16 protein-coding genes are annotated in these 12,896 nt (G+C 31.1%); 4 read left to right on the top strand and 12 right to left on the bottom strand.

Annotated elements, in window-relative coordinates:
* Window positions 1-2: 2 nt before the first annotated feature.
* From WNY78_RS01550 to WNY78_RS01500, 11 genes are all read right to left on the bottom strand, one after another.
* A complete protein-coding gene (locus WNY78_RS01550; protein WP_342871418.1) occupies window positions 3-1,961 on the bottom strand; it encodes a PAS domain S-box protein in 1,959 nt (652 codons plus the stop codon).
* Window positions 1,961-2,500 carry a heme NO-binding domain-containing protein gene (locus WNY78_RS01545; protein ID WP_342871417.1) on the bottom strand — a complete coding sequence of 180 codons (540 nt, stop codon included), beginning with the start codon at window positions 2,498-2,500 and terminating at the stop codon, window positions 1,961-1,963. Before WNY78_RS01545 ends, WNY78_RS01550 begins: the two co-directional genes overlap by 1 nt.
* Window positions 2,500-2,913: a response regulator gene (locus tag WNY78_RS01540; protein WP_342871416.1), complete on the bottom strand. Its 414-nt coding sequence runs from the start codon at window positions 2,911-2,913 to the stop codon at window positions 2,500-2,502. The genes WNY78_RS01545 and WNY78_RS01540 overlap by 1 nt, the downstream gene beginning before the upstream one ends.
* Before the next feature lie 125 nt (window positions 2,914-3,038).
* Entirely contained in the window at window positions 3,039-3,344 is a 306-nt protein-coding gene (locus tag WNY78_RS01535) for a hypothetical protein (protein WP_342871415.1), read from the bottom strand.
* Window positions 3,345-3,451: 107 nt separating this feature from the next.
* A complete protein-coding gene (locus tag WNY78_RS01530) occupies window positions 3,452-3,817 on the bottom strand; it encodes an MmcQ/YjbR family DNA-binding protein (protein ID WP_342871414.1) in 366 nt (121 codons plus the stop codon).
* The gene (locus WNY78_RS01525; RefSeq protein ID WP_342871413.1) at window positions 3,817-4,215 is read right to left on the bottom strand and encodes a GNAT family N-acetyltransferase; all 399 of its coding nucleotides are present in this window, start codon (window positions 4,213-4,215) and stop codon (window positions 3,817-3,819) included. Before WNY78_RS01525 ends, WNY78_RS01530 begins: the two co-directional genes overlap by 1 nt.
* A complete protein-coding gene (locus WNY78_RS01520; protein ID WP_342871412.1) occupies window positions 4,212-4,823 on the bottom strand; it encodes a DUF4230 domain-containing protein in 612 nt (203 codons plus the stop codon). The genes WNY78_RS01525 and WNY78_RS01520 overlap by 4 nt, the downstream gene beginning before the upstream one ends.
* A 103-nt stretch (window positions 4,824-4,926) precedes the next feature.
* A complete protein-coding gene (locus WNY78_RS01515; protein WP_342871411.1) occupies window positions 4,927-5,676 on the bottom strand; it encodes a cyclase family protein in 750 nt (249 codons plus the stop codon).
* Between the two features lie 99 nt (window positions 5,677-5,775).
* On the bottom strand, window positions 5,776-6,999 hold the full coding sequence (locus WNY78_RS01510; RefSeq protein ID WP_342871410.1) for a coproporphyrinogen-III oxidase family protein: 1,224 nt from the start codon (window positions 6,997-6,999) through the stop codon (window positions 5,776-5,778).
* Window positions 7,000-7,182: 183 nt separating this feature from the next.
* Window positions 7,183-7,737, bottom strand: a complete 555-nt coding sequence (ruvC, locus tag WNY78_RS01505) for a crossover junction endodeoxyribonuclease RuvC (RefSeq protein ID WP_342871409.1) — start codon at window positions 7,735-7,737, stop codon at window positions 7,183-7,185.
* A 3-nt stretch (window positions 7,738-7,740) separates the two neighbouring features.
* Entirely contained in the window at window positions 7,741-8,373 is a 633-nt protein-coding gene (locus tag WNY78_RS01500) for an outer membrane beta-barrel protein (protein ID WP_342871408.1), read from the bottom strand.
* Window positions 8,374-8,394: 21 nt separating this feature from the next.
* On the opposite strand from WNY78_RS01500, the gene WNY78_RS01495 reads away from it, so the two are divergent.
* From WNY78_RS01495 to WNY78_RS01480, 4 genes are read left to right on the top strand one after another with little or no spacing between them, the layout of a single operon-like run.
* The gene (locus WNY78_RS01495; RefSeq protein ID WP_342871407.1) at window positions 8,395-9,405 is read left to right on the top strand and encodes a lysylphosphatidylglycerol synthase transmembrane domain-containing protein; all 1,011 of its coding nucleotides are present in this window, start codon (window positions 8,395-8,397) and stop codon (window positions 9,403-9,405) included.
* Entirely contained in the window at window positions 9,402-10,532 is a 1,131-nt protein-coding gene (locus tag WNY78_RS01490) for a glycosyltransferase (protein WP_342871406.1), read from the top strand. The genes WNY78_RS01495 and WNY78_RS01490 overlap by 4 nt, the downstream gene beginning before the upstream one ends.
* Window positions 10,533-10,591: 59 nt before the next feature.
* On the top strand, window positions 10,592-11,464 hold the full coding sequence (locus WNY78_RS01485; protein ID WP_342871405.1) for a hypothetical protein: 873 nt from the start codon (window positions 10,592-10,594) through the stop codon (window positions 11,462-11,464).
* A gap of 12 nt (window positions 11,465-11,476) precedes the next feature.
* Entirely contained in the window at window positions 11,477-12,214 is a 738-nt protein-coding gene (locus WNY78_RS01480) for a Bax inhibitor-1/YccA family protein (RefSeq protein WP_342871404.1), read from the top strand.
* 176 nt (window positions 12,215-12,390) lie between these two features.
* Here WNY78_RS01480 and WNY78_RS01475 read toward each other — a convergent pair whose 3' ends face one another.
* Window positions 12,391-12,867, bottom strand: coding sequence for a hypothetical protein (locus WNY78_RS01475; protein WP_342871403.1), 477 nt, complete (start codon window positions 12,865-12,867; stop codon window positions 12,391-12,393).
* Window positions 12,868-12,896 lie beyond the last annotated feature (29 nt).

The raw sequence follows: 12,896 nt of genomic DNA, 5'->3' as shown, positions 1-12,896 counted from the left end.
AGTTATTTTTTAAGGGTAAAATAAAAGGTTGTACCAACATTAGGTTGGCTATTTAACCATATTTGACCTTCGTGTAGATCGATAATTTTTTTAACTATCGATAATCCAATTCCTGTAGATTCTTTGCTCTTATTTAAAGCATGGAAAATTTTAAATATTTTATCATGAAATTGTTTATCAATACCAATACCATTGTCTTGAATTGAAAATTTATAATGACTTTTTAAATCCTCAACATCAATAATTATTAATCCATTTTCTTTATCAATAAACTTAACTGCATTGCTAATTAAATTTTGAAACAACTGCTGTAATTTGGTTATATCACCTTTTATGATTGGTAAAGGATTTAATGTATTTATCTTGATATGCTTTGGAATATAAAGCATCGTAATTAAATCGTTAAGCATTATATCAAGGTCTACATCTGCATCAGCATTACAATCTGTTCCAATACTTGAGTAATTAAGCACATCTGATATGAGTTTTTCCATCTTTTCAAGAGTGACTTCAATAAGCTCAAAGTTTTTAAGACTCACATCATCTAACTTTCCTTTATTATCCTCTTTTAACCAATTTACTAGAGCATCTATACTACGTAGAGGTGATTTTAAATCATGAGATACAATGTGAGCATATTCTTGAAGTTCATCATTACTTTTTTCTAGCTTAAGAAGTAATTTTTCTTTCTGAAGTTCTAGTGCTTTTAAAGCTGTAATATCTAGATGAATGCCTATTGCACCAATTCTGTCTCCATTTAAATCATAATTAGGTGCTCCACTAACAAGCCAATATCTTATATCTCCTTGCTTTGTTTCTACTTTTAACTCATAAGAATTAGCCTCGCCTTCTTTTCTTTTTTCATATTCTTTTGCAATAATTTCTGAACCTTCTTCTATAGCATAAACATCTCTAGATCGCTTTCCTAACAATTCTGATTCTTCATAACCTGACATTTCAGAAAAACTTTGATTAATCATTAAAATTTCATCATCATTATTAACCTCGACCAACCCTAAATGCATATTGGCAATAATACTATAGTATTTTTGCTTTTGAACCTCGAGACTTTTACGATAGGTGCGTTTTAAAGTGACGTCTGTAAATGTCCAGAGAAAACCTTTAGATTTCTCTCCAATATTAATTGGCATATAATTACGCTCTAGAATTTTACCATCAATCATTTCTAACTCATCGCCAATGACAACTTCTTTAGCCTTGTTAATAGCTTTCATACGATTTAAAAACCCTTCAGGATCTGTAAATAAAACTTTATTTTGTTCTGAGGCTACTGAGCAATCCATACCTAATAAATCACTAGGTTGTGCTTTGATATTAAACAGTTCACAAAATTTTCTATTGGTAAGTACTATGTTTCGGTTTTCATCCTCTAAAACAATACCACTATCAAGATTTAAAACTAATGTAGCGAGTCTGTTTTCAGATTCTATTAATTTTTCTTCGGAAGCTCTTTCTGCTGTAATATCACGAACGATTCCTTGGGCTGCAATTGGTTTTTTATTCTTGTCATAAACAACACTACCATTAACATGTACCCATTTTACCTCCTTAGATTTGGTATAAATTCTCGTTTCATAATTTTTAAAAAAGCCATGTGTTTTTAAATCTGTAAAACAGCTTATGGCATATTGGTAATCTTCTTTATAAATAAGATTTACAACATTAACATCATCTTTATCAATATCGTATCCAAATAAACGTGTAGCTGCTTCATTAAACTTTAAGACGTGTCCATTAAGATCCATGACAACGTATGCATCTACAATGTTTTCAAAGACACCTTGTAATTGTGAAGATTTTTCGTCAAGGAGGTTTTCTAATTTTTGGGATGTATGATAGAGTTCTCTTGATTTTTCTTCAAGAATTTTTTCAGCTGCTTTTCGTGCACTTTTTTCTCTTTTCAGAGCACGTTGTAATATCTCAACTTGATCTCGACTCATTAATTCTTATTAATAACAAATCTAACTTGTGTACCGTCTTCTTTTATTTTTTCTAATTCTATGGTTGCAGTAGAATTGAAGTGTTCAAATGTTTTATTCATTAAGCCGAGTCCAAAATGATGCATTGCTCTGCTGGATGTATAATCCATTACTAAATGTGTATCTGATTTCTCTATAACTTCAAAAGTAGGCAACTCTGCATCTGGATAGATTTTACGTACCTCAACATGAATATGATTTTCAATAGATGAAATCATCTCAATTGGATCTTTATAAGTAGCTAAAAGTCCAGGATAACTTTGTTCTATAACACTAAAAAAGTGTTCGGCATAAACTAATAATAAATTATCAATTGAAATACCTGTTCTTTTACTGAGGTGTTGTAATAGTTGTAACATTTCAGAAAAACTATAAGTACCAACAGCAGTATAAATACCTTCGGATTCTAGATCTGAGCTCGAAATAATATCATCTACCATTTCTAAGCCAAATTTATCTTCTACAAGTTCTAAAAATTCAGTAAAAACTATACCTTTCATTATCCTTTTATTAATTCGTTAATACTCCAATAAGCCAGCAAACTTTCTATTTTGGATACATAATCCTCATATTTTAAAGGCTTTAAAACATAGCCTGCAACACCAATTTTATAACATTCTAATAAATCTTTTTGGTTATTAGACGTGGTTAAAATAATTGTTGGAATGTATTTTAGGGTATCGTCATTTTTTAAAATTCCTAAAAACTCAATTCCATTAATTTTAGGCATGTTTAAATCTAATAAAATAATATCTGGAAGCGCATCTTTTTGTTGTAAAATCTCAAGAGCGTCTTCTCCATTATTAGCTTCAATGATCTGGTGATCTAGCTTCAATGTAGAAATTACGCGATTCAATTTCATGACTTCTATAGCATCGTCTTCAATTAAGAGAACTTTTAACGTGTTATTCATGCTGAGGATATTTTTTTAATTATATCGAAAGTAGCTCAATTCAACCTTTTTACTTGTTAAATTCGTTTAACCCTATTTAAGTGTAGACGAATAACGCTTAAGTGTCGACGAATGGTAATAATGCTTTAGATACTTTCACAAGTCAGTAATTCAATAGTATTTAATTGTGAATTACGCTTAATTTCTGCAAATTTTTGTAGAAAGTTTAACGAATAACTTTTTTCTTGACGAGTGTCTATGTGAGTTTCAAAAAAACTAATAAACTCTAATTGTTTTAAACTAGCTTGTAGTTGTTTACTTATGTTCATGGTATCATCAGTTATGATTTGTAAATCTTCAGTTTTTGTAATTTCTAATAAGATTTCATTAGAAAACAAGTGCTTAAATTTGTGTAATAGTTTTGGGATTTTAGGGAACATGAATTTTATCATTAATTAATCTGGAGACAAATTTATAATGACAATCCTTTGAAAATGAAAAAATTCTATAACACAACCATCTGGTAAGATGGATGGTAGTTTTCTGTAGATAAAAGAATTTACGACTTTAGTTCTTGTCGCATTTTTTTGGTCATGCCTTTTACAACCATATCATAAGAATGGTCTATAAGTTCGCAAACCAATTTAGGTTGTAATTCACCTTTATAAATGTAGAGAGAGTTCCAATGTGTTTTGCTCATGTGCCAACCAGCAGTTATGCTTTCGTAAGTTTCTCGTAGTTCTAAAGCATACTCAGGCTCACATTTTAGATTGACTGAGCCTTCTCCTTTTTCCCATTTTTCTAACGGAAAAAGTGCAAACATCTTACCTAATACTTTAAAGACAAGGGTATTTTGGTCAAACGGAAAATCTTCAGTCACACCTTTTTTCTTTAAACAGTAGTCTCTAAGTTGTTCTATATTCATTATAATAAACGTTCCATTACTTTTTCTGGATGCTTTAACTCTGTATAACCAAATTGCTTGTAAAGCTCATGAGCATCAGATGTTTTTAGCATCCAAACCTTGCAAGGCTTGAGCAAAGGTTCTTCATTAATAGCTTTCATCAATTGTTTTGAATACCCTTTTCCTCTATGTTCTGGAAGAATAAACACATCCATTAGATAAGCAAAAACCACATAATCTGTAGCTATACGTGCAAATCCTATTTGCTTATTTTCTAGGTAAACTCCAAAACATAAACAGTGTTCAATTGAGGTTTGCACTTCTTTTAGTGTTCGACCTTTAGCCCAATATGTTGTAGTTAAAAACTGATGAATTACATCTACATCTAGGCGCAATTTATCTTTTGATATCTCTATCATGCTTTAAGTTTTTCGGGTGTTTTATCTTCAATTTCTAATGCAGTATAATCGAGTTTCCAACCAATGGTTTCTACAATACTTTCTATAAGTAGGACTGAATCTAAGGCTTCTTTTTTTGCGATTTCATACAATCCGCTTTCTGGAACTTTATTCATGATATGAAGTTTGGCTTCATTATGTAGCTCTGTTAAATCTGATGCTTCAAATTTATTGAACATACCATCAGATTTATCATAATAATTTAAATCTGTTTCTATACTCAAGACTTCGGGTTGCGGAAAATGAAATAAGGTTACGGTTTTTGTTTTCACATTAGAATCCATTTGAATTTTAGACAAATCAAAACCAACATGTGCTTTGGCATTTATGACGACTAATGCTTTCTTTTTACTAGAAATAAGCTTCAAAAAACGTTCTTTTACGTCTTCGTAATGGTAAATTTCTGCAAAATCACCTTCTACAGTAATAAATTTACAGACTCTTTTTATTTTATCTAATAAGATTACCGATTGTGAATTGGTTTGCTTTTTTAATCTAAATTGTTTTACAATCGTTACAATTCCTAACGTAACTAATATGCTTAAAATGATTATAAAAAATGTGTCCATGGTTAGTTCTTTCTATACAATTTTATGTGTTTAGTAACTTATATTCAAATTTTAAGCCATACTTTGAATTGTAGATATTTCCGAAGAAAAAATTATGCTATGATTACTCTAAAACTTTAAATAAAACAGGTTTACTAGGTGTTGCATCATTTTCAAAAGGAGCAATTTGAAGGTTTAAAAAATACTCACCATCCTCTACACTATTTGGCACATAAATAAACTCTGTTATTGTAGCATCTTTACGTAATTTGCCGTTGAAATTCCAAAATGCTTTATGAGCTTTCAATTCGCCATCATCTTCTTCTCTATCGACACTTGGCAAATCTATAAGTAAATGTTTTATGCCTTTTTTGACTAAAAACGCAACTGCCTCTTCTTGTAAATACGTCCAATTCGTATTTGAATATTGACGTGACATTTTATCATTTGTATTAGGAATAGTTCGTATCACAATGGCATCCCTTTTTTTATTTCCTATGGCAAATTGCAACTGCGCTTTTGAGATTATAGTATCTCCTTCTAATTCTTCTGGAGCAACGGTTATGACTTCAGCTAAAAAGAAAAATTGCTTTAAATTTTGATTAATGGAGTGAAATCCCTCTGTAATATGACCAACACATTCGGTGTGTGTACCATGAGCATGTGGATTAAAATTTATTGTATTAAAATTCACTGCGGCACCTTCTGCAACTGTCATTATATTATCATCAAATTTAACTGCTTCGATGGTTGGCTCATCAATATACCAAGCATTTACATTGGATTTTGAAGCACGCATTGGAATAGAAATATCTAATGGCTGTGAAAAATCTACTTGGAGTTTTCTAGAATTGTATTGTATAGTTGCTAGCATAAAAGTTTTCAGTTTTCAGTCTCAATTTTCAATCGAGATCTATCTTTAATTTATAAAAATAAGTCTTTTGAAGTTAACTTTTATTTTCGAAATTTGAAATTAAGAGCGATTCAGCATAAATAAATCTGAGGCTATTCCATCACACAAAAATTTTCCTTTTTTGGTGACCAATAACTTTTCATCTTCAATATACAATAATTGTTGATTTATAAAAGTTTGAGCATGCTCCAAAAGGTAATTTTTATATGGTAATCCGTAATTTGTTTCCACTTTTTGTAGAGAAACTCCCCAAACTGTTCGCAATCCTGTCATGACATATTCATTATATCTATCGGTTGTGCTTAGTGTTTCTGTTTCCTTCGGAAATGTGCCAGCTTCAATTGCTGCAATATATTTTGAATTGTTTCTAATGTTCCAACTACGCTCATTTCCGGAGAAAGAATGCGCAGAAGGTCCAATACCTAAATACGGTTTGCCTTGCCAATATGCCGAATTATTTCTACTAAAAAAACCATCCTTACCAAAATTAGACAACTCGTAATGCACAAAATCATTTGCCTCTAAAGTCTCTACCAATATGTGAAATTGCTCATGTGCCAAATCATCATCAACATTGTCTATAATGCCTTTTTTAATAAAACTTTCTAAAGCTGTTTTTGGTTCAACCGTAAGCGCATAACTTGAAATATGCGGAATCCCATAACTCAAAGCCATCTCAATATTTTGTTGCCACTGTTCGTTTGTTAAACCAGGAATTCCGTAGATAAGGTCAATAGAAATATTATCAAAGTGACGCGTTGCTTCTTCTAAACAGGACTTTGCTTCTTCAGTATTGTGTGCACGATTCATCAATTTTAAATCGGTTTCAAAAAAAGATTGGACACCAATTGAGAGACGGTTGATACCTATGCTTTTATAATCACTAAATATTGAATTAGATGTGAGACCTCTCGACTTAGTTCCTAAGCTACCTTCATTCAAAATATATTTTGAATTCGTTAATGCTCGAGATGACAGTTGCGCATGAATCAAATCATCTGGATTGGCTTCTATTGTGATTTCTGGAGCTTCGGAAACCTTATAATTCACATACACTTGCTGGATTAGAAAATCAAGTTCTTTGATAGTTAAAAGTGATGGTGTACCTCCTCCAAAATAAATAGTTTCTACTGTGGTGTTTTTGAATTCGTCTTTACGCATTTCTAACTCTTTGCCTAATGCGATTACAAGTTCATCTCTCTTTTTTAAAGACGTAGAAAAGTGAAAGTCGCAGTAATGACAAGCTTGTTTGCAAAATGGGATGTGGATGTAGATACCGCTCATATTAGTTTTCAGTCTCAGCAACAGTTTACAGTTGCGATTGGAAGTAACAAAAATAGGGCTTAATAATTCAAAAACTATAGCAGAAAGGCATACAAAACTTACTCTCGACCTTCAAATGACTAGATATTAAAACGTCTCCAAAACTTAATACAATTTCCATTGAAAACTGCGACTGTAAACGGATTACTTCTTTACGCGATCCTCATTCTGTTTTACAAAAGCTCCCCAACCCGAATAACTTTTACCAACCTCAACACGACCTTGGTTATAGAAATGACAAACTGCTGCTGCTAGTCCATCCATAGAATCTAAGTTTTTTGGTAAGGTTTTCAAACCTAACATACTCTGTAGCATTTTTGCAACTTGTTCTTTACTTGCATTACCACTTCCTGTGATTGCCATTTTTATTTTTTTGGGTGCATACTCTGTAATAGGAATTTCACGAGATAATCCTGCTGCCATTGCGACACCTTGTGCTCGACCTAATTTGAGCATACTTTGTACATTCTTACCAAAAAAAGGGGCTTCAATAGCTATTTCATCTGGATGATGTGTATCTATTAATTCTATGGTACGTTCAAAAATAAGTTTTAGCTTAAGATAATGATCAGAGTATTTTTTTAAATCCAATTCATTGAGTTGCATAAACTCCATCTTTTTACCTGTGACTTTTATGAGTCCAAATCCCATAATTGTTGTTCCTGGATCAATACCTAATATGATTTTTTCGTTGCTCATTAATTAACAGTATTGGCAACCACTTAGTGAAAATGAGATTCCGAAGGTAATCGTCATAAGATTTCCATTAAATGATCCGAAACCTTCAGTGATAGGATCAAAATCACCTCCAAATCCTGCTATATATGAAACATCTGTATATAATGACATATATTGACTCAAGGCATAATGTATTTCTAAACCAGCCATTAGATTTAAAAATGACGTCTTATTATCACCAAAATTACCTAATGGTTTTACAAATGTATATCCTGGTCCAGCATGAGCAACTAAACCCATTCTTGGCGGCAAAAAAGTTATAGATTCTGTTGGATCATATACAAATTGCGCATTAATTCTTGTATAGTTTGTTTTAAACTCAATAGAGTTATCATCACTAGAAAAACGGTTAAATCCAAAATCTAGTTTAGCACCAAACTGACGTTTAAACATGTATTGAACTCCTAAATTTACCGTTGGGAAATTGATAGATTTAGCTTGAAAATCATCTACAAATCCAGATTGTGACGGACTATTAACACCAATTGCTATTTGTGCTTTGATCTCATTTGTCGGTTTTTGAGCATAGGTAAATGAAAAACACAACATCATTATTACTAAAATACTATTTTTTTGAAGTCTGTTATTCGAGGTCATATCATTATAATGGTTTAATTTGTGGAAATAATACCAAATACACATATTTATTCTATGAATTTTGGTGGTCTTCCATACAAAACTAAACAATTCTTTTTTGTACTTATTAAATTAAGCATTGTTGTTGGTGCTTTTTATTTTATCTATAATAAATTAGCCAACAATCAAGATTTAGACTTTCATGATTTTATACAATATTTAAGTCATAATGGTGTGTTTTCAATTAAAAACGTAAGTATTTTGCTCTTTTTAACCATTTTTAATTGGTTTTTTGAAATTTTAAAATGGAAAACGCTTATCAGTTATATCAAAACTATTTCTTTTAAAAATGCCTTCGAACAAAGTTTAGGTGCCTTAACTGCATCACTATTTACACCAAACCGAATAGGAGAATATGGTGCAAAAGCTATTTATTTCAATTCTGAAATACGTAAAAAAGTCATGCTTCTTAACCTAACAGGAAACATGATGCAAATGACTGTAACTGTAATTTTTGGCAGTATAGGTTTGCTTTTAATGCATTCCACTTATGATATGAATATTAACTATTTTAGAATCACTAAATTATTGCTCATAGTAATTGTAATGCTTGGTTTTGCAATCTTTGGTTTACAACAAGACAGATTTAAAATCAAAGGGTTTTCTTTAGAAAAACTGAAGTCGTTTTTTAAAGAGCTACCGTTAACTATTGAACTAACAGCATTTGGATTATCTATATTACGCTATTTAATTTTCTCTTTTCAGTTTTATTTTTTATTACATAGTTTCGGAATTGATTTAACGTATTTCAATGCGATGATGGTAATTACTAGTATGTATTTATTATCATCTGTTATTCCGTCGATCTTCATTTTTGATGTTATCATTAAAGGAAGTGTTGCCGTTTATTTATTTTCTATGGTTGGTGTTGATGAGTTTACCACACTTAGTATAATAATGATCATGTGGTTGCTTAACTTTGTGCTTCCAAGTATCTTTGGTAGCTACTACGTATTAAATTTCAACCTTCCAAAAACAGAAAATTCATTATGATTACCATAGTATTCATTATTACTATTCTATATCTCGTTTTAATTGGGAGCTTTGTATTTGGTTTTGATAAAGTACCCGATTTTAAATTAGAAGATATTCCTCCTAAAACTAAATTTTCAGTAATTATTCCTTTCAGAAATGAAGCAGAACATCTTCATTTATTATTAGCTTCAATCTCAAAATTAAATTATCCTAAAGCACTATTTGAAATCATTTTTGTTGATGATGATTCTGAAGATGATTCCGTAGAAAAAATCACTTCAATTTCGCTCAGTGACCAAAACCTAATTAATATTTCTATCTTAAATAATAGTCGCAAAACAAATTCCCCTAAAAAAGATGCGATCACTACAGCAATTAGTCAATCAAAACATAATTGGATTGTTACTACAGATGCCGATTGTTGCCTTCCAAAATATTGGCTAGATACGTTTGATAATTACATACAACATCATAATGCTAAACTATTAATTGCTCCTGTCACATTAACAGGAGTTAATTCCTTTTTAAAACGGTTTCAACTACTTGAAATTTTGAGTTTGCAAGGTGTGACCATTGGTGGTTTTGGCATTCATAAACCATTTTTATGTAATGGTGCAAATTTAGCATATCGTAAGGATATATTTAAAGCTGTTAAGGGTTACGAAGGCAATTCTCATATTTCAAGTGGAGATGATATTTTTCTACTTGAGAAAGTGATTAAGATTGATAAAAATAGTGTGCATTATATTAAAAATAAAGATATTATTGTCACTACAAAACCAGAGTCTACGTTCAAAAATTTAAAATCACAACGGGTTAGATGGGCTGCAAAAACATCAAATTACAATAACATATTTAGTAAATTAACAGCAATTGTAGTTTTGTTTATGAATGGTCTTTTAGTCTGTCTTCCGTTTTTATATGTAGCGCAAATTGTATCCCTAAAAACATTGGTTTACAGTTTTACTATTAAATTTTTAATAGACTTTTTATTGATCTTTAAATCTGCTCGGTTTTTTAATCAAGGTCAATATCTATCCTCTTTCTTTTTATCATGTGTATTCTATCCGTTTTTTAGTATTTATGTGACATTCATATCTGTTTTTTCGAGCTATAAATGGAAAGACAGAGCCTATAAAAAATAGAACGTGTATGACTATCAAAAATTTTTGCTAGATTTACGTACATCCAAATCCGAATTGTAATGAAAAAAATTGTTGTTTTATTTTGCTTAGTATTAAGTTTTGCTTTCTCAGAAGCTCAAGAAACCTATACTTATAATGGAGAACTTCTAGAATTAAAAACTGAAGTTAATGGTAAACTCGATTTATTATGGAATATCATTGATGGGAAATATCGCTATTTTGTAAGACCAGAAAATAGCACTCTTATAGAATTAAAAAACACGAAGTTAGATGGCAAATTTCAGGAAGAATACAAAACGCTTTTAAATGAGTTGACCAATGATTCAATGTCAACCAAACGATTAAATCTCACCCTTTTTAGCCTAAAAGAATTTATAGATACTTACAATAGTAATTCAGATTCTAATTACCAAACTACTGCAGTTAGAAACAAATTACAATTTAGACTTGGTGTTTTTGGAGGGATCACAAACAGTCCTTTTATTACAAATCCTGATAATTTAACCACACCTCAATTTGGTGGTGAATTAGAAGTTTTAGACGTCAATCAAATATCTAGACATGCTGTTTTTTTACAATTAAAACATGTGCTTGAGCAAGATGAATTACAATATTCTACCACAGAATTAGGATTGGGATATCGTTTTAGAGTTATAAATAAAGCCTCTTTTAGTCTCTACGGAAATGTAAAATTTGCAACCGTAAATTTCTCAAGTGCAACCGTAGTCACTAACATTGACGATGTGATTACTACTAGTCAAATGAGTCAAACCGCTTTTGATGTTCCGTTTATTTTTGGTGTAGGAGCAGATATTAGACTTACAGAAAACAGTTATATCACTTTAGCTTACAACGAACTATTTGCTATACTACTAGACAATCAAGGCAACTTTTCGAAAGATTTCACAATAGGTTATAAGTTTAATCTATAGCACTCAATAAAAGTGAAGTTATCAAATTATAAAACTAATAACCCTGTGTTTGCAGGCTATTTTTGGGATGGTGCTAAATCGTCTTCAAAAAAAATGACCGTTTCAGGTATTTTTATAAAATCCTTAGGCTGCATTTTGGTGATTGCAGCAATTACAGCTTATCTATGGAAACTAAATGAAGCTGGCATGCCAATGAAATGGTTTACACTTGGAGGTATGTTGGCTGCAATAATTATTAGCATCGTTATTTCTGTGCGTCATCATTGGGCTCCTTTTCTTGTCCCTTTATATACAATTGCTAAAGGATTTTTCTTGGGTGGATTTTCGGCTTATGCTCATAAGCATTTTCCTGAGTTACCTTATCAAGCCATTGGAGTTACCATCATTACTTTTTTGGTAATGTTGCTACTCTATCAAACTCGAATTATTGTGGTTACTAAAAAGCTAAGAAGTGTAATTATCACGTCTGTCGCAAGTATTTTTGTAGTGTATTTAATATCTTGGATTTTAGGTTTCTTCGGAATTAACACCTACATCTGGGGAACGTCATGGTTTGCCATCATTTTCAATTGTATTGCTGCAATTGTAGCTTCTTTTTCTTTACTTCTTGATTTTGACCATATAGAACGACAAAAAAATCGTGCTCCTAAATGGAAAGAGTGGCTCGCAACTTGGGGACTTTTAGCAACATTAATTTGGTTGTATATAGAAACGTTACGATTGATGCAGAAATTTGCTATTCGATTTTAGTTTGGACAAGGTTATCAAAATAGATTTAATTTATGTCATTCCGAACGAGGTAAGAATAGGAATCTCATCTTATTATAATTAAAAAGATTACTCGTCGCTCATACTTCGCTCTGTCGAAATGACAATTTTTCAAAATGATTATAATAGTGCTGTTTTATGAAGAAAACGTTGTAAAACTATTCAATCTTAATAATTACAGGAAAAACAAATTGTGTTTTCACCTGTTGACTTCTCTTAATTGCCGAATATATTTTTGGAAGTGAGTCTAGACTTTTCCGAAGTAAACTATCTAATTGTGGGATTTCAGATCGTGTAACTTCGCTACTTATAATGTCGTTTATTAGAAATTTACCTTGACTATCAATAGTGATTTTAAGTTGCACTGTATCGTGTATTTCTTCGGAAACGATAATCTCATATTTTGCTAGATTTTCATTGAGAATTTGTCGCAATGTATTTTCAAAACATGCTTTTTTACTGGCTTTATCTAAAGTGGTGTCGCAAGATTCAAAAGTAGGATATTCATCAACATCATTCCAGTTGAAAGCTTGTAACTGTTCTTCAAGTATATCATCAGAATACACTTTCTTCTTTTCGATAAAATCGCAAGAGCACAATATCAATAAGAATAAAAAAGTAAATATGCGGTTCATAGCAGTTAAACTGAAACCGAAAAGTACAA

The organism is Psychroserpens sp. AS72 (genome assembly GCF_038900375.1).
Taxonomy (GTDB): domain Bacteria; phylum Bacteroidota; class Bacteroidia; order Flavobacteriales; family Flavobacteriaceae; genus Psychroserpens.
The sequence above is the reverse complement of the archived record's forward strand: the minus strand, read 5'-3'. Positions and strand labels throughout refer to the sequence as shown.